This is a genomic window from Brevundimonas diminuta 3F5N (assembly GCF_900163625.1).
In the GTDB taxonomy this organism is placed as follows: Bacteria; Pseudomonadota; Alphaproteobacteria; order Caulobacterales; family Caulobacteraceae; genus Brevundimonas; species Brevundimonas diminuta_A.
The window spans coordinates 1-21946 of sequence record NZ_FUIE01000049.1 but is presented as its reverse complement, the minus strand read 5'-3'; the positions used below and the strand labels follow the sequence as shown (position 1 = coordinate 21946).

At 66.6% G+C, this 21946-nt stretch carries 20 protein-coding genes; 5 read left to right on the top strand and 15 right to left on the bottom strand.

Annotated features, from left to right (window positions below):
* The first annotated feature begins 120 nt into the window (after positions 1-120).
* Both FM111_RS09255 and uvrA read left to right on the top strand, forming a co-directional pair.
* Positions 121-648 carry a group III truncated hemoglobin gene (locus tag FM111_RS09255; protein ID WP_143276090.1) on the top strand — a complete coding sequence of 176 codons (528 nt, stop codon included), beginning with the start codon at positions 121-123 and terminating at the stop codon, positions 646-648.
* Positions 649-746: 98 nt separating this feature from the next.
* A complete protein-coding gene (gene uvrA, locus FM111_RS09250) occupies positions 747-3686 on the top strand; it encodes an excinuclease ABC subunit UvrA (protein WP_087140671.1) in 2940 nt (979 codons plus the stop codon).
* Between the two features lie 63 nt (positions 3687-3749).
* Here uvrA and FM111_RS09245 read toward each other — a convergent pair whose 3' ends face one another.
* Together FM111_RS09245 and FM111_RS09240 are read right to left on the bottom strand one after the other, a co-directional pair.
* Complete coding sequence (locus tag FM111_RS09245) at positions 3750-4640, bottom strand: hypothetical protein (protein ID WP_087140670.1); 891 nt, start codon at positions 4638-4640, stop codon at positions 3750-3752.
* Between the two features lie 21 nt (positions 4641-4661).
* On the bottom strand, positions 4662-5669 hold the full coding sequence (locus tag FM111_RS09240) for a hypothetical protein (RefSeq protein ID WP_143276081.1): 1008 nt from the start codon (positions 5667-5669) through the stop codon (positions 4662-4664).
* Positions 5670-5712: 43 nt separating this feature from the next.
* Between FM111_RS09240 and trmFO the strand changes: the two genes are divergently transcribed.
* Positions 5713-7131, top strand: a complete 1419-nt coding sequence (gene trmFO / locus FM111_RS09235) for a methylenetetrahydrofolate--tRNA-(uracil(54)-C(5))-methyltransferase (FADH(2)-oxidizing) TrmFO (RefSeq protein ID WP_087140668.1) — start codon at positions 5713-5715, stop codon at positions 7129-7131.
* Here trmFO and FM111_RS09230 read toward each other — a convergent pair.
* Positions 7128-8333 carry an MFS transporter gene (locus FM111_RS09230; RefSeq protein WP_179205068.1) on the bottom strand — a complete coding sequence of 402 codons (1206 nt, stop codon included), beginning with the start codon at positions 8331-8333 and terminating at the stop codon, positions 7128-7130. The two genes, trmFO and FM111_RS09230, sit on opposite strands and share 4 nt — an antisense overlap.
* Before the next feature lie 64 nt (positions 8334-8397).
* Here FM111_RS09230 and FM111_RS09225 point away from each other — a divergent pair, with 64 nt between their 5' ends.
* Positions 8398-8889 carry a MarR family winged helix-turn-helix transcriptional regulator gene (locus FM111_RS09225; RefSeq protein ID WP_087140667.1) on the top strand — a complete coding sequence of 164 codons (492 nt, stop codon included), beginning with the start codon at positions 8398-8400 and terminating at the stop codon, positions 8887-8889.
* Here FM111_RS09225 and FM111_RS09220 read toward each other — a convergent pair.
* The 12 genes from FM111_RS09220 to FM111_RS09165 all read right to left on the bottom strand — a co-directional run bounded on the left by FM111_RS09220 (position 8886) and on the right by FM111_RS09165 (position 19770).
* A complete protein-coding gene (locus FM111_RS09220; protein WP_087140666.1) occupies positions 8886-9419 on the bottom strand; it encodes a rhodanese family protein in 534 nt (177 codons plus the stop codon). The genes FM111_RS09225 and FM111_RS09220 overlap by 4 nt on opposite strands.
* Positions 9420-9448: 29 nt before the next feature.
* Complete coding sequence (locus FM111_RS09215; protein WP_087140665.1) at positions 9449-9766, bottom strand: ArsR/SmtB family transcription factor; 318 nt, start codon at positions 9764-9766, stop codon at positions 9449-9451.
* A gap of 50 nt (positions 9767-9816) precedes the next feature.
* Positions 9817-10443, bottom strand: coding sequence for a squalene/phytoene synthase family protein (locus tag FM111_RS09210; RefSeq protein ID WP_087140751.1), 627 nt, complete (start codon positions 10441-10443; stop codon positions 9817-9819).
* 105 nt (positions 10444-10548) lie between these two features.
* Positions 10549-11541, bottom strand: coding sequence for a protein translocase subunit SecF (gene secF, locus FM111_RS09205; RefSeq protein WP_087140664.1), 993 nt, complete (start codon positions 11539-11541; stop codon positions 10549-10551).
* Positions 11541-13139 (bottom strand): protein translocase subunit SecD, encoded by a 1599-nt coding sequence (gene secD, locus FM111_RS09200; protein ID WP_087140663.1) that lies wholly within the window; start codon positions 13137-13139, stop codon positions 11541-11543. The genes secF and secD overlap by 1 nt, the downstream gene beginning before the upstream one ends.
* Positions 13140-13187: 48 nt before the next feature.
* Positions 13188-13502, bottom strand: coding sequence for a preprotein translocase subunit YajC (gene yajC / locus FM111_RS09195; RefSeq protein ID WP_087140662.1), 315 nt, complete (start codon positions 13500-13502; stop codon positions 13188-13190).
* A 146-nt stretch (positions 13503-13648) separates the two neighbouring features.
* Positions 13649-14734 (bottom strand): peptidoglycan DD-metalloendopeptidase family protein, encoded by a 1086-nt coding sequence (locus tag FM111_RS09190; RefSeq protein ID WP_087140661.1) that lies wholly within the window; start codon positions 14732-14734, stop codon positions 13649-13651.
* Between the two features lie 128 nt (positions 14735-14862).
* On the bottom strand, positions 14863-15507 hold the full coding sequence (locus FM111_RS09185) for a protein-L-isoaspartate(D-aspartate) O-methyltransferase (protein WP_087140660.1): 645 nt from the start codon (positions 15505-15507) through the stop codon (positions 14863-14865).
* Entirely contained in the window at positions 15504-16295 is a 792-nt protein-coding gene (gene surE / locus FM111_RS09180) for a 5'/3'-nucleotidase SurE (protein ID WP_087140659.1), read from the bottom strand. The genes FM111_RS09185 and surE overlap by 4 nt, the downstream gene beginning before the upstream one ends.
* On the bottom strand, positions 16295-17590 hold the full coding sequence (serS, locus tag FM111_RS09175) for a serine--tRNA ligase (RefSeq protein WP_087140658.1): 1296 nt from the start codon (positions 17588-17590) through the stop codon (positions 16295-16297). Before serS ends, surE begins: the two co-directional genes overlap by 1 nt.
* A gap of 85 nt (positions 17591-17675) precedes the next feature.
* Complete coding sequence (locus FM111_RS09170) at positions 17676-18980, bottom strand: YceI family protein (protein WP_087140657.1); 1305 nt, start codon at positions 18978-18980, stop codon at positions 17676-17678.
* A gap of 76 nt (positions 18981-19056) precedes the next feature.
* A complete protein-coding gene (locus FM111_RS09165; RefSeq protein WP_087140750.1) occupies positions 19057-19770 on the bottom strand; it encodes a YceI family protein in 714 nt (237 codons plus the stop codon).
* Positions 19771-19983: 213 nt separating this feature from the next.
* Between FM111_RS09165 and mutL the strand changes: the two genes are divergently transcribed.
* Positions 19984-21906 (top strand): DNA mismatch repair endonuclease MutL, encoded by a 1923-nt coding sequence (mutL, locus tag FM111_RS09160; protein ID WP_087140749.1) that lies wholly within the window; start codon positions 19984-19986, stop codon positions 21904-21906.
* The last annotated feature ends 40 nt before the right edge of the window (positions 21907-21946 follow it).

The following is a 21946-nucleotide window of genomic DNA, read 5'->3' as shown; positions in this document are numbered from 1 at the left end:
GACGGACGTTTCGTAACGCAACCCCCAATTTGCAGCACAGCTTTCGCAATGCAGCAACGGCGCCCGCCTTGGACAATCGGCGTCATGGTCTTCTGTACCGTCGCTTCCTATCTTGCCATCATGAGCACGCCCGATCGCCCCGTCGCCTTCCGCATCGACCGTCCTGCGCCGGATCGCGTCGAGGCCGCCGCCCGTCGTGAAGCCGCTGTCGCCCGCATCCGCGCCGAAACGGGCATCGACGAGGCCATGATCGACGCCCTGGTCGAGGGCTTCTACGCCAAGGTGCGCGAAGACGACGTCATCGGCCCTATCTTCGCCGCCCACATCGACGACTGGGGCCCGCATCTGGAGCAGATGAAACTGTTCTGGTCGTCTGTGGCCCTGTCCACCGGCGCCTATCAGGGACGGCCGATGCCGAAACATCTGCCCTTGCCCATCGACTCGCGCCACTTCGATCATTGGCTTGACCTGTTCGAGGCGACCGCCCGCAAACTATGCCCGCCCGTCGCCGCCGAACACTTCATCGTCCGCGCGCACCGCATCGCCGAAAGCCTTGAGCTGGGCGTCGCCAACGCCAACGGCGTCCTGGTCGGTCCCGGTGAGCGCTATCGCCGACCCGAAACGCCCTGGACGCCCGAAGCCGGCTAAAAGTTCTCATATTGTTCTTGCTGTTTCGGGCGAATTGATCCCCATATAGTGTCGTCGCCCCGGACCGTTTTCGGGGTCTCCCGCGTTCCTCGGATCACATGATCGAAAAGCACAACTTCATCCGCGTTCGCGGCGCCCGCGAGCATAACCTCAAGGGCGTCGATCTCGACATTCCGCGTGAGCAGCTGGTGGTCATGACCGGCCTGTCGGGGTCGGGCAAATCCTCGCTGGCGTTCGACACCATCTACGCCGAGGGCCAGCGCCGCTATGTCGAGTCGCTCAGCGCCTATGCGCGGCAGTTCCTGGAACTGATGGGCAAGCCAGACGTGGACCTGATCGAGGGCCTGTCCCCGGCCATCTCCATCGAACAGAAAACGACGTCGAAGAACCCGCGCTCGACCGTCGGAACCGTCACGGAAATCCACGACTACATGCGTCTGTTGTGGGCGCGCGTGGGTGTTCCCTATTCGCCCGCCACCGGCCTGCCAATCGAGAGCCAGACCATCAGCCAGATGGTCGACAAGCTGACCGCCCTGCCCGACGGCGAGCGCATTCTGCTGCTGGCGCCCGTCGTTCGCGGCCGAAAGGGCGAATACAAGAAGGAAATGGCCGAGTGGCAGCGGCAGGGCTTCCAGCGGCTGAAGATCGACGGCGAATTTTACGCCATCGAGGACGCCCCCGCGCTCGACAAGAAGTTCAAGCACGACATCGATATTGTCGTGGACCGCATTGTAACCAAAGCAGGTCTTGAACCGAGATACGCCGACAGCATCCAGACTGCACTCGGTCTGGCTGAGGGCATCGCCACAGCGGAATGGGCGAGCGCGCCCGAAGGGGAAGAGCCCCGCCGCATCGTCTTTTCTGAAAAGTTCGCCTGCCCCGTCTCGGGCTTCACCATCAGCGAGATCGAGCCGCGGCTGTTCTCGTTCAACAACCCGTTCGGCGCCTGCCCGGCCTGTGACGGTCTGGGCGTCAAGCTGGCCTTCGACGCCGATCTGGTGATCCCGGACCGCGACAAGACCCTGCACAAGGGCGCGGTGGCGCCGTGGGCGCGCGGCCCTTCGCCCCTCTATACGCAGACGCTGCAGTCGCTAGCCCTGCACTACGGCTTCTCGATGGACAAGGCGTGGCGCGACCTGCCGGAGAAGGCGCAAAGCGTCATCCTGCGCGGCTCGGGCGGCGACAAGATCAAGTTCGTCTATGACGACAACGCCCGCAAATACGAGGTCTCGAAACCGTTCGAGGGCGTGCTGCCGAACCTTGAGCGTCGCTGGCGCGAGACCGACAGCGCCTGGGTGCGCGAGGAACTGGGCCGTTATCAGTCGGAAACCCCGTGCGAGGTTTGCGGCGGCAAGCGCCTGAAGCCCGAGGCCCTGGCGGTCAAGGTCGGCGGCGTGGACATCGCCGACATCTCCAACCTGTCGATCTCCAAGGCCTTCCTGTGGTTCTCGACGCTGGAAGACGATCTGACCGAAAAGCAGATCGAGATCGCCCGGCGCATCCTGAAGGAAATCACCGACCGGCTGCGCTTCCTGAACAATGTCGGCCTCGACTATCTGAACCTGTCGCGTTCGTCCGGCACCCTGTCGGGCGGCGAGAGCCAGCGCATCCGTCTGGCGTCGCAGATCGGCTCGGGGCTGACCGGCGTCCTCTATGTGCTGGACGAGCCGTCGATCGGCCTGCACCAGCGCGACAACACCCGCCTGCTGGACAGCCTGAAGGGGCTGCGCGACCTCGGCAACTCGGTCCTGGTCGTCGAGCATGACGAGGAAGCCATCCTGACGGCCGACTACGTCATCGACATGGGCCCGGCCGCTGGCGTCCACGGCGGCCAGGTCTGCGCCGAGGGCACGCCCGCGCAGGTCATGGCCAACCCCAACTCCCTGACCGGCCAATATCTGACCGGCGCGCGAGAGATCGAACTGCCGCCCGAAGGCCGCCGCCCGGTCGACCGCAAGCGGATGCTCAAGGTCTCGGGTGCCACGGGCAACAACCTGAAGAACGTCACGGGCGAGATCCCGGTCGGCGTCTTCACCTGCATCACCGGCGTGTCGGGCGGCGGTAAGTCGACCTTCACCATCGAGACCCTGTACAAGGCCGCCGCGCGTCGCCTGAACAATGCGTCCGACGCCCCCGCGCCCTTCGACCGGATCGAGGGGCTGGAGCATTTCGACAAGGTCATCGACATCGACCAGTCGCCGATTGGCCGCACCCCGCGTTCGAATCCGGCGACCTACACCGGCGCCTTCGGCCCGATCCGCGACTGGTATGCGGGCCTGCCCGAGGCCAAGGCGCGCGGTTATGGCCCCGGCCGCTTCAGCTTCAACGTCAAGGGCGGCCGTTGCGAGGCCTGTCAGGGCGACGGCGTCATCAAGATCGAGATGCACTTCCTGCCCGACGTCTACGTCACCTGCGACGTCTGCAAGGGCAAGCGCTACAACCGCGAAACACTGGAAATCGTCTTCAAGGGTAAGAGCATATCCGATGTTCTGGACATGACGGTTGAAGAGGCCGCGCGCTTCTTCACCGCCGTGCCCTCGATCCGCGACAAGATGCTGACGCTGGAGCGCGTGGGTCTGGGCTACGTGAAGGTCGGCCAGCCCGCCACCACCCTGTCCGGCGGCGAGGCCCAGCGGGTCAAACTGTCGAAAGAGCTCTCGAAACGGGCCACCGGCAAGACCCTCTACATCCTCGATGAGCCGACGACCGGCCTGCACTTCGAGGACACGCGCAAGCTGCTGGAGGTGCTTCAGGAACTGGTCGAGAACGGCAACACCATCGTGGTGATCGAGCACAACCTCGACGTCATCAAGGTGGCCGACCACCTGCTGGACTTCGGTCCCGAGGGCGGCGACGGCGGGGGTGAGATCGTCGCCGTCGGCACCCCGGAACAGGTCGCCGAGAACCCCGCCAGTTGGACCGGCCGCTATCTGAAGGAAGTGCTGGACCGGCATGAGGAGCGCCGCAAGGGCCGCATCGCCGCCCTGACCGCCGAACCCGCGCCCGCCAAACGCGCCAAGGCCCGCAAGAGCGCCTGACCTAAAAAGAACGCCGCGCCCCTCTCGGAGCGCGGCGTTTTCATTCCAGCGGCGGTCGTCGGGTCAGACGCGCGACACGCCCTTGATGCCCAGATAGGCCGCAGAGAACGGCGCATAGATGATGGCCGCCTGCGCCGCCGACAGCAGGGCGTTGACGACGCCCCACACCAGCAGAGCCGGCCAGAACTTCACGAAAAGCGTAGCGATATTTGTCGTCTCCGCTCCCGCCAGGCTCTCCAGACCGCCGAAGATCAGGTTCAGCGGCGCGATGACGATGGAGCCCAGCAGCCCCACCAGCATGGACATCACGCCGGCCAGCACCGCCATGCCCAGCAGCGGCCAGAAGCGCCCCTTGCTCATGACCCAGCTTTCCTTGAGAGCGATCTTCTCTTCGGCGAAGCTGATCGGTACGACCAGGCTAAGGCGAACGGCCAACCAGATGGACACGCCGACCGTCGCCAGCCCGACCAGCACAGCCGGCAAGATCAGGAGCGGCGTATTCGTCTCCGCCGCCAATCCGCCCAGCACGCTCGCCACGCCCATGCCGCCGACCGTCACGCCCAGCATGAGCAGACCGACCGCCAGCATCGCCAGCAGAATCCGCAGTTCGTTCCTGCCCAGTCGCAGATAGCCGAAACGCCCTTCCTGCGGGCGAATGACGGCGCGGGCGACACCTGTACTCAGCACGGCGCTGAACAGCATCGACAAAGGCAGGACCAGGAACATCAGCGTCCCATAGGCCCGCAGTATGGTCGTCACCTGCTCCATCGACGGCTCGGCGCTTTGCTCAAGCTGTTCGGCCAGGGAGACGACATTGATCAAGCTGCCCCCCGCCACGGCGAAGAAGACGGCGAAAAAGATCACATAGGCTGCAGCCCAGGCCAGAATGGCCAACGGCGCGCGGCGCGCCAGACGGAAGCCCTCAAAGGCGGATTCGGTGGCGTTGAAGCTCATGCTGCTCCTCATGATTCCCGTTCAGCTTAACGCAGCGGCGGAAGTTTCGTCCCCCGCCTTCGCATCCAGCATCTGACGACAGGCCGAAACCCAGGGCGCGGTCGTGATCACGGTGATCGCGCCGTAATAGGCCGCAATCACGGGAAACAGGGCTAGGCTCATAGCCATGACGACGCCGACGTTGAACTGCGGCGCCGCGCCGACCTCCATCCCCTCAGCCCAGGCGAGCAATTGCGGCCAGAAGGGAATGCTGATCGCGAACGCTACGACAGCGATGATCGTCATGATCAGGATCTGAACCAGCAGGGCCAGCAGAAGCGTCGTCACGGCCAGCCCCAGCAACGGCGCGACCCGTCCCTTCGTCAAACGCCAGCCGTCGACAAAGGCGAAGTCTTTCAGCCCCACGCTGGCCGGGATGATCATCGACGCCCTCAGCGCCGCCCAGGCCACGCCGACTAGCCCCGCCAGGCCGACAATCACGCCCAGGCTCACCGCCGCCGCTTCGGACACCATCCACAAGGCAGCGCCAAACGCGAAGGCCAACAGCAGGATGACGAACAGAACCCCGTAGCAGCCGATCATGAGGGCCACGCAGGCGACGGCCACCCGAGCCTCGTCCATGCCGATGCGGAGATCGAAGATGCGCCCCGGCGTCCGTTCAGGCCAAAGCACCGCTCGACAGATCGCCGCGATGATCAGGACATAGCCGCACAGCTGCAGCAGATTCACCAGCCCAGACAGCGCCTGCATCCGCATCATGACCGCGAACGCCTCTGGCCCCGGCTCCTGGGCGGCCATCGCATCGACGCCAATTGCGGCGATCATGTCCACCACCAGAAACACCGAAAGTAGGATCGGCAGGGTCAGCAATATGCCCCAAGCTAGCACGTTGAGGGGTTTGCGCCCGATCAGACGAAATCCGTCCGTCAGCGCATCGCCGATCGAGAATCCTTGGGTCATGAACAGCCTCCGCCGTTTTCTATAGGGGGGAAGCCGCGGCCGGGACACCCCGCCCGCATCACGCCACACAGGTTTGCATGACAGGACCACGCCAGACGGCTATTAGGCCGCCATGTCGAACGCGTCTCCTGCTCCCCGCCCCGCCCCCGCTCCTGTGCACGTCATCGGTGGCGGTCTCGCCGGATCCGAAGCCGCCTGGCAGATCGCCCAGGCGGGCGTGCCCGTGATCCTGCACGAGATGCGGCGGGACGAGCCGGAACAGGTCCGCACCGACGCCCACCACACCGCGGGCCTGGCCGAGCTGGTCTGCTCCAACTCCTTCCGATCGGACGATTGGGAATACAACGCCGTTGGCCTGCTGCACGCCGAGATGCGGGCGCTGGGCAGCCTGATCATGGCCTCGGGCGACGCCAATCAGGTGCCGGCGGGCGGCGCCCTGGCGGTCGACCGCATCGGCTTCTCGGACGCCGTGACGGCCAATCTTGAGGCTCACCCCCTGGTGACCATCGTGCGCGAGGAGATCGCGGGCATCCCGCCGGAAGACTGGGACAACGTCATCGTCGCCACCGGCCCGTTGACTTCGCCCGCCCTGGCTGACGCCATCCTGAAGGCGACCGGCGAAGAAAGCCTCAGCTTCTTCGACGCCATCGCGCCGATCCTGCACGCCGACAGCATCGACTTCGACGTGGCCTGGCGCCAGTCGCGCTATGACAAGGAAGGCCCCGGCGGCGACGCGGCCGCCTACGTCAACTGCCCGATGGACAAGGCCCAGTACGAAGCCTTCATCGACGCCCTATTGGACGGCCCGAAAGCCGAGTTCAAGGAATGGGAGAACGTCCCCTATTTCGACGGCTGCCTGCCGATCGAGGTCATGGCCGAGCGCGGCCGCGAGACCCTGCGCCACGGCCCGATGAAGCCCGTCGGCCTGACCAATCAGCACAACCCGACGGTCAAGCCCTACGCCATCGTCCAACTGCGTCAGGACAACGCGCTCGGCACCCTGTTCAACATGGTCGGCTTCCAGACCAAGCTGAAGTACGGCGCCCAGACTGATGTGTTCCGCATGATCCCCGGCCTGGAGAACGCCCAGTTCGCCCGTCTGGGCGGCCTGCACCGCAACACCTTCCTGAACAGCCCGAAGCTGCTGGACAAGCAGATGCGGCTGAAGGCCCTTCCGCGCCTGCGTTTCGCCGGTCAGGTGACAGGGGTCGAGGGCTATGTCGAGAGCGCGGCCATGGGCCTGCTAACCGGCCGTCTAGCCGCCGCCCAGGCGCTGGGTCGCGACCTGACCCCGCCGCCGCCAGAAACCGCCATGGGGGCCCTGGTCGAGCACATCACCGGCGGCCACCTGGAAGGGTCGAAGTTCCAGCCGATGAACATCAACTACGGCCTGCTGCCGCCGCTGGAAGCGCCCAAGGTCGATGAAGACGGCAAGCGCATTCATCCCAAGGAGCGCGGTCGCGCCAAGAAGCGCCTGCAGAGCATCCGCGCCATGGACGCCCTGAAAGCCTGGCGGGACGCTGCGGCCTAACGCAACTTCGCGCCGCCGGGCTTGAAGGCCAGGGTCATCACGGCCATGGCGACAAGCCCCAGTCCCATCAGCATCCAGGCCTGGCTGAGGTCCGACAGGCGGTCGCGCAGCAGCCCGGCCGCCAGCGGCGACAGGCTGGCGATGATGTAGCCGCCGCCCTGGACGAAGGCGAGCAGGTCGCCTGATCGCACCGGATCGTCGATCTGGTCCATGGCCAGGATCAGGGTCAGCGGAAACACCGCACCGATCCCCAGGCCCAGCAGCAGCATGACCGGAACCGCCAGGCTGACCGGCGTCAGAACCAGCCCCGCCAGACCGACCAGAGCCAGGGCGACAGCCAAAAGCATCGGCCCGCGCCGGTCGGGGAAGCGCGCGATGAACAGGGACACCAGCACGCCCGCCGCGACCTCAGCCCCGGTCATGCCGCTGAGCAGAAAGCCCGCCGTTGACCGCGCCTGGCCCATGTCGACGTAATAGGGCGGCAGCCAGGCCAGCACGAGCGTATAGGCCGAGGTGCCCAGTCCCAGGATCGGCACCAGCGCCCATGCCCTAGGCTGCTTCCAGAACGGAACCTCGGGGTGGGTTCCTTCGGCTACGGCGGCGCGGTTCGCCTCTTCAGCCGTTGGGTCGCGGGCGGCGATGATCCAGACACCCGCCGCCAGGAAAGCCGGGACCGCCCATAGCGCCAGCGCCCCGGCCCAGCCGACCGCTTCCGCCAAACCGGCCGCCGTCGCCGCCGCCACGGCCGCGCCGCCCATGATGCCGGTCGTATAGACGCCCATGATCGTGCCGAAGCGCGACGGGAAGGCCCGCTTGATGACCACGGGCGCCAGGGCCTGGATCAGGGCTACCCCGACACCCACCACGACCGCGCTGGCGATCAGACCCGCCGCGCCGTCGCAAACCGCCCGCGCCAGACAGGCCAGGCCGATGAGCACCGCGCCCAGCAGGATACCCTTGCGCTCGCCCAGACGCCGTCTCAACGGCCGGATCGACAGAGCGCCGACGCCGATCATCGCCACCGGCAGGGTGGTCAGCAGGCTGGCCGTGGTCGAATCCATGCCGGTCGCCGCTTCGATCAGGTCCAGCAGCGGCCCGACCGCCGCCATCGCCGGGCGAAGGTTCAGCGCCAGGGCGAAGATGGCTGCGATCAGCAGCAGACCCGCGCCGCGTGACGACGGCGAGGCGTTCGACTGATCCATACGAAGTGACTCCGGCGGCAGAAGGCGATAGTATCTCGATATCAAATATCTTGATGTCAAGACAATGACCGATCGCGCTTCCCGCGCCGCCGCCCAATGGGCGGTCGCGCGCCCCGACCTCGACCTTCTGGCCATGGAGACGCTCGGTCGTCTGCATGAGGCCTCCATCCTGGTGACGCGCGAGCGGCAAGCGCCGCTCTACGCCCGCCATGGCTTGCAGCATGGCGAGTTCGACGTCCTGGCCACCCTGCGCCGCGCGCCCTCGCCCGACGGGTTGACGCCGACGGCCCTCTATGAGGCGACGATGATGTCGTCCGGCGGCATGACGGCGCGGTTGGACCGGCTGCAGAAATCCGACCTGATCGAGCGCACGCCCCACCCCAGCGACCGCCGCGCCTCACTGGTCAGGCTGACGCCCAAGGGCTTCGACCTCATCGACGGCCTGATGCCGCTGCACATGGCCGAAAGCCAGGCCATGCTGGCCGACCTGTCGCGCGAAGAGCAGGCCACGCTGGGCGCCCTGCTCGCCCGTTTGATCGGCGCGTTGCAGTCCTAGGCGCGCTTCATCCGGCGGTTCCAAGGCATGACCGCCAGCAACCGCGCCATGCCGCAGAATCCGGTGGCGCCCGCCACGAACAGGCCCGCGCCGACGAAGGCGCTGATCCCCCAGAAGCCGGGGTGAACCATAACGCCTAGCGCCCCGCCCAACAGGATCAACCCGCCCGCCGCCATCTGCACCTGGCGCATCAGCTCCAGCGGCTGCTTGCGATCGGCGACGACCGGCAGGCCCGCCTTCTTCCAGGCGTCCAGACCGCCCGCCAGAACGTGCGCCGGGCCGTCGATGCGCGCGGCTAATCGGTCGCCGTTCCCAGCCGTGCGGTTGCCGCTGCGGCACATGAAGATCACGTCGCCGCCGGGCTTGAGGCCCAGATCGGCGCCCTCAAAAGCCGACAGGGGCGCGGTGACGGCGCCCGCGATATGTTCGCGCGCGTGCTCATCCGGCTCGCGCACGTCGATCAACACGGCTCGCCCCGCCTTCAAGCGAGCGGCTACGTCAGCGGGCGAAAGAGAGATCAGCGAATTCATCGACGATTCCTTCAAGGAGGCGGCGCAGCTCAACGCGCCTCGGGCGGACAAAAAATCTCGGCCAGCACCCCGATCACCTTCAGGGCGGCGGGATCAGCTATGCGGTAAAAGACGGCGGTGCCGCTCTTACGCGCGCTGACCAGACCGTCTTCACGCAGGCGAGCCAGATGCTGCGACAGCGCCGATTGCGACAAACCGACCTGAAGATCGGACACCTGACGCTCGCCCTCGCCGATCTGACACAGGATCATCAGGCGATGTTCGTTTGACAACGCTTTCAGCAGCCGGGACGCGTCGCCCGCGTTGGCTTGAAAGCGCTCCAGCCCCATACGTTCGAAGTCAACCATGGCATCGATATATGCTATGGCACTAAATTAGCAATGCCTAATATATAAAATCAGACCCGTCCACGCAGGACGGCCCAGAACAGGCGCAGCCTTTTGAAAGGCTCCGGCTCATCTGCACGGGTGAGCGCCGCAGCCGCCACAGCAGGAAAAGCCGCTGCAGGCAAAGTCCTAAGCGCTCTATTGGTCTCAGCACGCGCAACCTGCGCTTCATCCAGTCGTCCGGTCTGAGCCAGTCCTCGCAATCGTCCGGCGGCGGTAGCAGACGCTTCATGCCCCTCGCCTGCCAGAACGCGCACCGCCGCCTGCATGGGGCCGACATAGAAGGCGTCCAGATCGTGCGGCTCGCCATGCACGCGACCGATATGGGCCTCGATCAGAGCGTCGAACGACGCGCGTTCCAGGCCATGCCGCGTCACCGCCGTCGTCAGGGCCTCCAGAACGGGATGGCCGACGCGCGGCGTATCGGTGAAGACGCCCTCCATCTGCTCGCCCCACCAGGCGTAACGCATCTCGGCCAGAAGCGGCTGGGTCACGCGCGTCGGAATGGCCATCAGCTCCGTCTCGAAGGCGTAGAGGGCGATCAGGTCGGCCCGCGCCTGTTCGTCCGCCACAAAGCGGCTGGCCAGCCAGCGGTCGAGGTCGGCGGCGCGAACCTGAGCATCAAGATCAACAGTCATGACGACAGGCCCTTCGACCATTGAAGCGCCCGCATCAAGCCCCCGAACGCACACGGCCCGCCTCCCTTTCGGAAGACGGGCCGTGGTTCAGGGCAGACGACGTCCTTACGGGCGGCTGGCCATGCCCAGTTTGACCGGAGTCGTGTCGGCCTTGTTCCCGCCGCTACGGTCCACGCCCCACAGCAGGATGATCGGCGCGCCCACATAGATCGACGAGAAGGTGCCGATCACGACGCCGAAGGCCAGGGTGATCGAGAAGCCGCGCAGGGCCTCGCCGCCGAACACAGCCAAAACGATCAACACCATGACCGTGGTCACCCCGGTGATGATGGTCCGCGACAGAGTCTCGTTGATCGACAGGTCGATCACCTCGCGCAGAGGCATGACCTTGTACTTGCGCAGATTCTCACGCAGGCGGTCGAACACCACGACGGTGTCGTTCATCGAATAGCCGATGACCGTCAGCAAGGCAGCGACCAAGTTCAGGCTGAACTCCATCCGCAGGGCGACGATCAAGCCGAACGTCAGCGCCACGTCATGCAGCAGGCCCGCCACGGCGCCGATGCCGAACTGCCAGGGGAAGCGGAAGGCGATGTAGAGGAACATCAGCACCACAGCCACCAGCAGGGCCATCACCCCATTGCTCAGCAACTCGCCCGAAACCTTCGAGCCCACGACGCTGACGCCCGAATAGGCGACATCGCCGACGGCCTCGCTGATCGCGCCCTCGACCTTCTGGACAACGGCCGTCTGGTCTTCGTTTTCCGGCACCTGGAAGCGAACGATAGCCGTCGAGCCGTCATCCAGGTTGGTGTCGCGCCGCGCGATGCCCTGCACCTGGACATCGCCCAGGTCCAAGCCGCTGACGGCGCCGCGCAGCTTGTCCAGCTCCAGCGCCTGACCAGCAGGCTTGGCGACTTCCATCGAGGCGCCGCCCCGGAAGTCGATGCCCAGGTTCAGGCCGGGGTAGAAGCAGCCGATGATCGCCGCCACCGTCAGGATCGCCGACAGGACGGCGAAACCCTTGGCGTATTTGACGAACTGGAAGTTCGTCTTGTGCGGCAGCAGTTTGATAAGAGGCCAACCGTTCATCGACATCACTCCGCGATCGGCAGTTTCTTCGGCTTGGCGATCTTGAGCCAGTAGCCGAGCAGGACTTGGGCCGTCAGCACCGAAGAGAAGACGGAGGTGAAGACGCCGATGGTCAGGGTCCAGGCGAAGCCGCGCACGGGGCCGGCGCCGAACATGAACATGATGATGGCCGCCACCAGGGTGGTCAGGTTGGCGTCGATGATGGTGCCCATGGCGCGGTTGAAGCCCGCATCCATCGACGCCACCACGGAACGTCCCTGACGCGCCTCGTCACGCATCCGCTCATAGATCAACACGTTGGCGTCAACGGCCACCGCGAAGGTCAGGATCAGACCCGCGATGCCCGGTAACGTCAGCGTGGCCTGGGTCAGCGACATGGCCGCGACGATCAGGATGCCGTTCAGCACCAGGCCGATCACCGAAATGCCGCCGAAGAGGAAACCGTAGGCCAGGATCATGAACACCACGATGACGACGAAGCCCAGGGCCGTCGACAGCGCGCCAGCGGCCACGGCGTCTGCGCCCAGCTCGGCGGTGACGACGCGGCGTTCCTCGACCTTCAGCGGAGCCGGAAGAGCGCCGCCGTTCAGCAGGTTCACCAGTTCAGACGCCGAAGCGATGGTGAAGCTGCCGGTGATCTGACCGCGCCCGCCGGTGATCGGCGACTGGATGGTCGGAGCCGAAATAACCTTGCCGTCCAGGATGATAGCGAAGGGCTTGCCTAGGTTCTGGGCCGTCGCCTCGCCGAAACGACGCGAGCCCTGGCTGTCGAACTGGAAGTCGATGGCCGGGCGGTTGTTCTGATCGGCGCCGACGCCGGCGCGGGTCAGGTTCTCGCCCGAGACCAGGATACGGCGCTTGACCAGGTAGGGGGTGCCCAGGTCATCCACCAGCAGTTCGGCGTCCGGCGGCACGCGACCGGCCAGGGCGTCGTTCAGCCCCGTCGGCGAGGTGTCGACCATCTGGAAGGTCAGTTGAGCCGTACGACCCACCAGACGTTCCAGCTCCGCCGGATCGCTCTGGCCCGGCGCCTGGATGACGATACGGTCCGCACCCTGACGGGTGATGGCGATTTCCTTGGTGCCCGAGCTGTCCAGACGACGGCGTACGACCTCGATCGACTGATCAACGGCGGTCGCGCCCATGCTGGCCAAGGCGGCGTCGGTGAAGGCGTAGCGGATACGACCGCCACCCAGCTTGGTCGCCACGCGGTCCGGCTGCCCGGTGGGGCCGACGCCCTGTTGAGCCATAGTGCGCAGGGTGTTGAAGGCCGTGTCATAGGCGGCGCCTTCCGCGACGGTCACGACGACGCCGCCTGCCTCGCGCTGCATGCCCATGATGTTGACCTGGTCTTCCCGCAGGGAAACCCGGACGTCTTCCATCAGGTTGGAAATGCGCTTGGCGCGCATCTCGGGCACATCGACCTCGAGCAGGAGGTAGGAGCCCCCCTGAAGGTCCAGGCCCAGGTTCAGGCCGTTACTGGGCAGCCAGCTCGGCAGAGCTTCGCGCTGCGCCGGCGACAGCACGCTCGGATAGGCCAGGAACAACCCGATGACGAGCGATAGCGCGACCAGGGTGATCTTCCAGCGTGAAAGCTGAATCATGTCTCGGTTCTCTTCAGGGCCGGCGCGCGCCGCGCCGAGGCGAGGCTATCAGCCCTTATCGTTCGCAGCGATGGCGGTGCGATTGCGCACTTCGGCGATCATCGACTTGACCACGCGGACGTTCACGCCCTGCGAGATCTCGACCATGGCCTCGGCGTCCTCGACGCGCGTGACCTTGCCGACCATGCCGTTCGACAGAACGACCTCGTCGCCGCGCTTGACGCCGGCGATCAGGGCCTGGTGAGCCTTCATCCGCTTTTGCTGCGGACGGATCATCAGGAAATAGAACAGGATGAAGATCGCGACGATCGGTGCGATCTGAATGACAAGGGCCATCAGGCCGCCGTCTTGGGTTGCAGTCATTGGAAACTCCCCGACGCGGGCCGCGCCTTCATCGGGGGCCCATCAAAAACAAGGCGCGGAACCTAGGGCGCGCCGGGCCGATTTGCAACGCGACGCAGTGACAAGGTTGTCCGGACGCTGCCGTCCGGACACCACTTTTCATTCGATCAGCGCGGAAGGACCGTCAGCGGATCCAGGGCGACCGGGTCGTCGCCGCGCATCTGACGCACTTCATAGTGGATCGACGGGCGTCCATCGCCCGCCGTCAGACCGACCGTGCCGATGGCTTGACCGGCGCGAACCTGCGCCCCGTCGCGCACCGTGGCCGAACCCAGATGGCCGTAAACCGTGCGCCAACCGTCGCGGTGAACGACCAGGACCGTCAGCCCCTGCCCCACGATGTCGTCGCCGACATAGGCCACCGTGCCGTCGGCCGAGGCCTTGACCTCGGTTCCGGCCGAAGCGCCGATGTTGATGCCGTTGTTGCGCTCGCCCATGCCCACCGGGCCGAAGCGGCGCAGGATATCGCCCCGCACCGGCCATTGCAGGGCCAGCGGTTGACCAACCGCCGTCGAGGGCGTGCGCGCCGGCGCCGCCGCAGCGGGCGTACGGGTCGGCGGCAGCGGCGCATTACCGCTTGGCGGCGGCGGAGGCGGCGGGATCACCCCGCTGTTCGGCGTACGCACGCCGACCGGCGACGGGCCCATGGCGTAGGGATCCGTACCTGCATCCACCGCGCTGTCCGGCAGGATGATGCGTTGCCCCGCAGAGATCGCGCCGCGCGGCCCCAGGCCGTTCAAGTCGATCAGAATCTGCACAGGCGTACGGAAACGACGCCCCACGCCCGAAATGGTGTCGCCCGGCTGGATCACATAGGTCGCGCCCGGCATCGAAGGATTGCCCGCAGCGGGGGGCGGCGTCACCGAAATCGGCGCGCCCGTCGACGGATAGGCGGGACCGCCCGCCGGCGGCAGGCCGCCGCCTTCGATATCGCCGGCCGGGGCGCGCGGCCCTTCCTGGATCGGCGGCTGCACTGGCGGCTGCGGCTGCGTCGCCGGCCCTTGGTAATACGGATTGTTCGGATAGGCGCCGGGCTGCTGACCCTGAGGTTGACCCGGCTGCTGCGGATAGGCGCCCGGCGTGGTCGGCCGGGTCGAATAGCGCGGCTCGCTCGGATAGGTCGAACACGCCGTAACCGCCAGCGCCCCGCCGACGACGACCGCCGCCCTGATCCAGCCTGTGAAGCCGCTCATGCGTCTCTCCGTATTAACCTTGGTTCAACCTTGAAGGCCCGGTTTGCCCCGACCCGTAGCCGAATCCAACCCGGTAACCCGCGCGAAAGTGGGGCGGAAAGGTTAATGGAGCGGTGAGATTTCGCCCCTCAACCCTCTTTCGCCGTGCCCTCGACCAGCGGCACGAAACGGACTTCGCACAGACTCTCGCGCTGGAAACTGCCGTCCGGCTGGCCGGTGTAGCGGTTCAGCATCTGCACCGAGGTGCGCCCGACCGGCGCGACCAGGACGCCGCCCGGCTTCAACTGCTTCAGCAGCTCGGTCGGCTCGTGCGGCGAAGCGGCCGTGACCATGATCCGGTCAAACGGCGCCTGTTCCATCCAGCCCTGTCCGCCGTCGCCATGGCGGGTGAAGACATTGTCGATGCCGAGTATTTTCAATCGGTTTTCAGCCTCATTTAAGAGACTTTTGTAGCGTTCGACCGAATAGACGAAGCGCGCCATACGACTGAGCACCGCGCACTGATAGCCGCTGCCGGTGCCGATCTCGAGCACGCGGTGGCGCGGCTGGACGTCCAGCGCCTGGGTCATCAGGCCGACGATGAAAGGCTGGCTGATCGTCTGGGCGCAGTCGATCGGCAGGGCCTGATCCTCCCACGCCTGATCGAGGAACTTCTCATGGACGAAGACGGCGCGGTCGATGGATTCCATCGCCTTCAGCACCCGCGCGTCCGTCACCCCCTGACGCCGCAGCGACAGGATCAATCGGCCCGCGCGGTCGTCCTTGAGACTCATTTTTCCTGCGGCCCCTTGGGCGGAGCGCCGCCCAGCACCTTCTTCAGATCGTTGACCGACTGCATATGCGTCAGGTCGATGTGCAGCGGCGTGACCGAGATGCGGCCCTCGTCCATGGCGCGCAGATCGGTGCCGTCGGCGTGTTCCTGCGGCGCGCCGCGGAAGGCCATCCAGTAGTAGTCGCGACCGCGCAGGTCCGTGCGGCGGATAGCGTGCATCTCGCCGATGTCGCGGAAGCCCTGGCGCGTCACCTCGACCGTCTTGACCAGTTCGGGCGGCAGGCGCGGGAAGTTGACGTTCATGACCACGCCCTCCCCCCATTTCTGCTCCAGCAGGCGAGCGACGATGCCAGGACCAAAGGCTTCGGCCGTCTCCCAATGGGCGATCGCCTCGTCATGGAAACGCTCCAGCGACTGCGACAGGGCGATGGAGCGGATGCCGAAGGCCATGCCCTGAAGCGCGCCCGCCACCGTGCCGGAATAGCTGACGTCCTCGCCCACGTTGTGGCCGCGATTGACGCCCGACAGCACCAGATCGGGCTTCTCGGGCATGATGTCGTTGACGGCCAGGATGACGCAATCCGTCGGGGTGCCGGTCACCGCGAACCGCTTGTCGCCCAGTTGATTGACGCGGAGAGGCTCGGTCAGGGTGATGCCCCGCCCCTTGGCCGACTGCTCGGTCTGGGGCGCGACGATCCAGACGTCGTCCGACAGGGTGCGGGCGATCTTCTCCAGGCACGCCAGGCCCTCGGCCTCGATGCCGTCGTCGTTGGTCAGAAGGATACGCATCAGTTGGACGCCACGCCTACAGTCTTGAGTCCGCCCATATAGGGCTGCAGGGCAGCCGGAACCGCGATGGTCCCGTCCTCCTGCTGATAGTTCTCCATCACCGCGACCAGGGTGCGGCCGACCGCCAGACCCGAGCCGTTCAGGGTATGCAGGAACTCGGTCTTCTTCTCACCCGCACGCTTGAATCGGGTATCCATGCGCCGGGCCTGGAAGTCGCCGCAGTTCGAGCAGGAGCTGATCTCGCGATAGGTGCTCTGCGAAGGCAGCCAGACCTCGAGGTCATAGGTCTTCTGTGCCGCGAAGCCCATGTCGCCCTTACACAGCAGCACCTTGCGATAGGGCAGTTCCAGCGCCTGAAGCACCGCCTCAGCGCAGCCGGTCATGCGCTCATGCTCGGCTTCGGAGTCCTCAGGGCGACAGATGGAGACCATCTCGACCTTGGAGAACTGATGCTGACGGATCAGGCCGCGCGTATCACGCCCCGCCGAGCCGGCCTCGGCCCGGAAGCAGGGGGTCAGCGCCGTCAAACGCAAGGGCGTCGCCACCTCGTCCTCGGACAGGATCTGCTCGCGCACGAGGTTGGTCAGCGAGACTTCGGCGGTCGGGATGAGCAGATGCTCACCGGCGCGGAACAGGTCTTCTTCGAACTTCGGCAGTTGACCAGTGCCGAACATGGCGTCGTCCTTGACCATGTAGGGCGGTGCGACCTCCTGATAGCCGTGCTTGTCCGTCTGCATATCCAGCATGAACTGGCCGATGGCGCGCTCCAGACGCGCCAGATGGCCCTTCAGCACGGCGAAGCGCGAACCGGACATCTTGGCGGCAGCCTCGAAGTCCAGCAGGCCCAGCGCCTCGCCCAGATCGGCGTGGTCCTTGGCCGGCCCCGTCGTGCGCGGCACGCCCCACTTCAGGACTTCGACGTTGTCGTTTTCGTCCTCGCCGTCCGGCACATTGGCAGCGGCTAGGTTCTTCAATCCGGCCAGCAGGTCTCGCAGTTCGGCGCCTTTAGCGGTCTCGGCGTCGCCCGCATCGGCGATTTCGCCCTTGAGGGCCTCGACCTCGGCCTTCAGGCGGTCGGCCTCGGCCATGTCCTTCTGGCCCATGGCGGCGCCGATGGCCTTGGAGGCGGCGTTGCGCTTGGCCAGGGCGTCCTGGCCGCGCGTCTGGGCGGCGCGCAGGTCAACGTCCAGCGCCAGTATGCGCGCGACGACATCGGCGGCGTCATCCACGCCGCGCGACGACCAGCCCGCAACGAAGGCTTCGGGATTGTCGCGAATGGCTCGGATATCGTGCATGGCGTCGCTCTTTCGGCGCTCAAGGAAGGAGAGCCGAAGGCTGTAGCGCCCCACGCGGAGTCGGGCAAACCCCGCGCCCGATTTCTTAACCCTGACGCGTCGCCTTCACCTTGATCTCGACGCCGATGGCCTTGGACACCCAGTCGCCGCCCGCGTCGGACGCCATGCCCATGTTCAGCGCCGTGCGGTCCAGCTCCAGCTTGCCCGCGACCGTGGCCGCGCCGCTCGCCTCGTCGAAGGTGAAGGGCAGAACGACCGGGATCGTCGTCGTCTTGATGCGCAGGATTCCCGTCGCCTCATAGCGGTTTCCGTCCAGCGCCTTGAACGCCGTCGCCTCAAAGCGCGCGGTCGGATAGGTCGAAGTATCGAACCATTCGGCGCCCGGCAGGCTGCCTTCCTGGGTGGCGTCGCCGGTCTTGGCCGTGCCGGTCTGGACCGTCACCACAGCCTTGGAGCCGGCCAGATCGGCCGGATCGAACCAGACTTGCGCATCCCACTGCTCGAACCGGCCGGTGAAGGCCTTGCCGGTATGGGTTCCGGTGAACTGGATCGTCGAGGCGGCCTTGTCCACGGTCCAGGCGGCGGCTGTGCCCGGCGTCACGGCGGCGTCGGCCGCAGGCGCAGCGGCGGGGGCCGAGGCGACCGCCTGCCCTTCCACCTTGGGCGCCGGCCTGGCGGCCAGACCGAAGGCGGCGCCAATCACGACCACAAAGGCCACGCCCGCCAGCCGCTCGGCCCCGCGCAGGGCCGGGGTCGGCTCGGGCGCAAGGCCGTGACTGTCGTCGCCATGCGGCAGGACCGGGATCATGTGCGACAGCACCCCGTCGCGGTCGAAGAACTGGTGCTTCAGCGCCGCCCCGACGTGCAGGGCGACCAGCACGATCGCGCCCCAGGCCAGCTTGCTGTGCGCGCCCATAGCCATCCAGGCCGTCGCGCGGCGGGCGGCTTCGGAAGCGTGCTCGATGAAGGGCAGGTGCGGAATGGTGAACAGGCCGAACCAGCTGGTCGCCACGGCCAGCGGCGTGTCCGTGACCACAGCCCATCCGGTCGAGACATAGACCCACCCCGTCAGCGGCAGGGCCAGCATCAGGGCGTAGAATGCGGCGTGCGTCGCCCGCGCGGCGAACTGCTCCCACCCCTTCATGGCGCCCGGCAGAGCCGGAACCGGGTGCGTCAGCCGCCACACGATCCGCAGCACCGTCAGCGCCAGGATCAGAAAGCCGATCGACTTGTGAATCTGGAAAACGCGATAGGCCAGCGCCTGGCTGTCGGGCTGAACGATGGCGTCGCTCATCCACCAGCCCATCGGGATCATCGACAGGATGGCGATCGCGATCAGCCAGTGCAGGGCGATGGCGACGGCGCTGTATCGGCTCGGGCGGCGGGTCATGGGAAGTCTCGCGTTCGGTCTGAACATGAAGAGGGCGGGACCCAACGGCCCCGCCCCTTCGTCGTGCTTTCGCCTATCAGGCGGCGGGAGCCGCCGGGGCCGCCGGGGCGACTTCCTGGATAAACTCGGCGTCGAAGCGGATCGTCACCTCATCGCCGACCGGGCCCAGCGCCATGCCGAAATCGGTGCGCTTGAACTTGCCTTCAGCCGAGAAGCCGATGGCCGGCGCCGGCACGAACGGGTGCTTCTCCAGATCGCCGTTGAACGTCGCGTCCAGCGTCACCGGCTTGGTCACGCCCAGGAAGGTCAGGTCGCCCGTCACCTTGGCGGTGCGCGTGCCCGTCAGCTCGACCTTGGTCGACTTGAAGGTGATCTGCGGGAAGGCGCCGGCGTTCAGGAAGTTCTTGTTCTTGGCGATGTCCTCGCTCCAGCTCTTGAAGCCGGTGGCGGCGTGGGTGCCGACGTAGTCGCCCTGATAGTTGGCGTCGACCGAGGTCGGATCGATGGTCGCCTCAACCGTGCTGTTGGCCAGGTTGGCGGTATCCAGGGTGATCTTGGCGTCGAACTTGTTGAAGCGCGCCGTGTAGTTCGAGATCGAGTTGTGCGGCAGCGACCACTGCAGCGAAGCGTGGGTCGGGTCCATCACATAGACGCCCGAGGTGGCCTTCAGCGCCACCGGGGCGGTCGAGGCGGCGTCGGTCGTCGGGGCGCCGGCGGTGTCAGCGGGCTGGCTGCAGGCGGCCAGCAGGGCGGCGGCCGATACGGCGATCAGGGCGGCTTTGATCTTCATGTGAGAGGAAACCTCAATCAAACGGTTGAAACGAAAACTGGACAGACAGTCCGGAAACAGGTCGAGTGTCCATCCGGCCTCGCCGTCGGACTGCAACAGTATAAGTTGCCATTCACGCGCTTCAACCCCCCTGATCACGAAATCCGCCTCAGGCCTCACGAAAAAAGGATTGAGGTGCGTCCTTGGGCGACGGCGCCTATCTTCGCGACTCACATGACCATCCGCCGTCTCCCCCCCGAAACCGTCAACCGCATCGCCGCCGGCGAAGTGGTCGAACGCCCGGCCAGCGCCATCAAGGAGCTGGTCGAGAACGCCATCGACGCCGACGCCCGCAGCATCGAGATTCAGGCGGACGGCGGCGGCCTGACCCGCATCCTGATCGCCGACGACGGCAAGGGCATCCCGCGCGATGAACTGCCCGTCGCCATCGAGCGCCACGCGACGTCGAAGCTTGAGCCGGACGACGCGGGCGACGTGGACCTGCTGCGCATCTTCACCCTGGGCTTCCGGGGCGAGGCCCTGCCCTCCATCGGTTCGGTCGCCCGGTTGAACATCACCACCCGCGCCAGGGTCGAGACGGGCCAGCCCCAGAACGACGCCTGGGCCATCTCCGTCGAGGGCGGCGCCCAGCGGCCCCTGTCGCCCGCCGCCTTCCCCGGCCCGCACGGCGCGCGGGTCGAGGTGCGCGACCTCTTCTACGCCACCCCTGCCCGGCTGAAGTTCATGAAGTCCGAGCGGGCCGAGGCCATGGCCATCTCAGAAGAGATCAAGCGCCAGGCCATGGCGCACGAGGCCGTGGCTTTCACCCTCAGCCTCGACGGCAAGACGACCCTGCGTCTCCCCGCCGAACATCCCGGCGACGAAGGACGGTTGAAACGCCTCGGCGCCCTGCTGGGCCGCGACTTCGAGGCCAACGCCCTCCTGATCGATCAGGAACGCGACGGCGTGCGCCTGTCCGGCTATGCGGGCCTGCCGACCTATTCGCGCGGCAATGCGGCGCACCAGTTCCTGTTCGTCAACGGCCGCCCGGTGCGGGACCGCCTGCTGCAAGGGGCCCTGCGCGGCGCCTACGCCGACTTCCTGGCGCGCGACCGGCACCCGGCGGCGGCCCTCTTCATCGACATCGACCCGCTGTATGTCGACGTGAACGTCCACCCGGCCAAGGCGGAGGTGCGCTTCCGCGATCCGGCGCTGGTGCGCGGCCTGATTGTCGGCGCCCTGCGTCACGCCCTGCACGCGGCGGGACACCGCGCCTCGACCACGGTCGCCGCCGACGCCTTGTCGGGGTTCCGTCCTCATACGGGCGAGGCCCTCTACAACCCCGCCGCCCCGCAATCGTTCAGCAACGCCGCGCCGGGCTGGAGCGGCTGGCAAGGCTGGTCGCAACCGGCCGCCGCCGCCCAGAACCTGCCCGGCCTCAACGAACGCTCCGGGCGCGTCGAACATACGTGGAACGGCGAAGCCGCCGCCGCCAGCTTCCGCACCTTGGGCGAAATCCAGGCCGAACACGCCGGCCAGATCGCGCCCGGCGCTCCAGCCCCCATCGACCTGATCGACTATCCGCTGGGCGCTGCGCGGGCGCAGCTTCACGCCAACTACATTGTCGCCCAGACCCGCGACGGGCTCGTCATCGTCGACCAGCACGCAGCGCATGAACGCCTCGTCTATGAGCGGATGAAGGCCCAGATGGCCGACGGCGCCGTCACCCGCCAGGCCCTGCTGACGCCTGAAGTGGTCGAACTGGACCCCGCCGAAGCCGAGCGCGTCGCCGCCAAGGCCGAGGAGCTGGCCGAAATGGGGCTGATCGTCGAAGCCTTCGGCGCAGGCGCGGTGCTGGTGCGCGAAACCCCGGCCCTTCTGGGCGACACCGACGTTCAGGGACTGATCCGCGACATCGCCGACGACCTGTCCGAACACGGCGCCGCCCTGTCGTTGAAGGAACGGATGGCCGAGGTCTGCGGCACCATGGCCTGCCACGGCTCGGTGCGCTCGGGCCGCGTCCTGTCGGCGCCTGAGATGAACGCCCTGCTGCGCCAGATGGAGGCCACACCTCACTCCGGCCAGTGCAACCACGGCCGCCCGACTTATGTGGAGTTGAAGCTGCACGATCTCGAAAAGCTGTTCGGGCGACGCTGACCCTCCCCTCGCTCATCCCGGCGAAGGCCGGGATCCAGAT

Excerpts from the sequence above, each read along its gene's own strand:
- mutL (WP_087140749.1), top strand. The coding sequence starts at position 19,984 with ATGACCATCCGCCGTCTCCCCCCCGAAACCGTCAACCGCATCGCCGCC.
- uvrA (WP_087140671.1), top strand. The coding sequence starts at position 747 with ATGATCGAAAAGCACAACTTCATCCGCGTTCGCGGCGCCCGCGAGCAT.
- FM111_RS09220 (WP_087140666.1), bottom strand. The coding sequence starts at position 9,419 with ATGAATTCGCTGATCTCTCTTTCGCCCGCTGACGTAGCCGCTCGCTTG.
- FM111_RS09165 (WP_087140750.1), bottom strand. The coding sequence starts at position 19,770 with ATGAAGATCAAAGCCGCCCTGATCGCCGTATCGGCCGCCGCCCTGCTG.
- FM111_RS09255 (WP_143276090.1), top strand. The coding sequence starts at position 121 with ATGAGCACGCCCGATCGCCCCGTCGCCTTCCGCATCGACCGTCCTGCG.
- secD (WP_087140663.1), bottom strand. The coding sequence starts at position 13,139 with ATGATTCAGCTTTCACGCTGGAAGATCACCCTGGTCGCGCTATCGCTC.
- FM111_RS09230 (WP_179205068.1), bottom strand. The coding sequence starts at position 8,333 with ATGGATCAGTCGAACGCCTCGCCGTCGTCACGCGGCGCGGGTCTGCTG.
- FM111_RS09225 (WP_087140667.1), top strand. The coding sequence starts at position 8,398 with ATGACCGATCGCGCTTCCCGCGCCGCCGCCCAATGGGCGGTCGCGCGC.
- surE (WP_087140659.1), bottom strand. The coding sequence starts at position 16,295 with ATGCGTATCCTTCTGACCAACGACGACGGCATCGAGGCCGAGGGCCTG.
- secF (WP_087140664.1), bottom strand. The coding sequence starts at position 11,541 with ATGTCGATGAACGGTTGGCCTCTTATCAAACTGCTGCCGCACAAGACG.
- yajC (WP_087140662.1), bottom strand. The coding sequence starts at position 13,502 with ATGACTGCAACCCAAGACGGCGGCCTGATGGCCCTTGTCATTCAGATC.
- serS (WP_087140658.1), bottom strand. The coding sequence starts at position 17,590 with ATGCACGATATCCGAGCCATTCGCGACAATCCCGAAGCCTTCGTTGCG.
- FM111_RS09185 (WP_087140660.1), bottom strand. The coding sequence starts at position 15,507 with ATGAGTCTCAAGGACGACCGCGCGGGCCGATTGATCCTGTCGCTGCGG.
- FM111_RS09190 (WP_087140661.1), bottom strand. The coding sequence starts at position 14,734 with ATGAGCGGCTTCACAGGCTGGATCAGGGCGGCGGTCGTCGTCGGCGGG.
- FM111_RS09245 (WP_087140670.1), bottom strand. The coding sequence starts at position 4,640 with ATGAGCTTCAACGCCACCGAATCCGCCTTTGAGGGCTTCCGTCTGGCG.
- trmFO (WP_087140668.1), top strand. The coding sequence starts at position 5,713 with ATGTCGAACGCGTCTCCTGCTCCCCGCCCCGCCCCCGCTCCTGTGCAC.
- FM111_RS09170 (WP_087140657.1), bottom strand. The coding sequence starts at position 18,980 with ATGACCCGCCGCCCGAGCCGATACAGCGCCGTCGCCATCGCCCTGCAC.
- FM111_RS09210 (WP_087140751.1), bottom strand. The coding sequence starts at position 10,443 with ATGACTGTTGATCTTGATGCTCAGGTTCGCGCCGCCGACCTCGACCGC.
- FM111_RS09215 (WP_087140665.1), bottom strand. The coding sequence starts at position 9,766 with ATGGTTGACTTCGAACGTATGGGGCTGGAGCGCTTTCAAGCCAACGCG.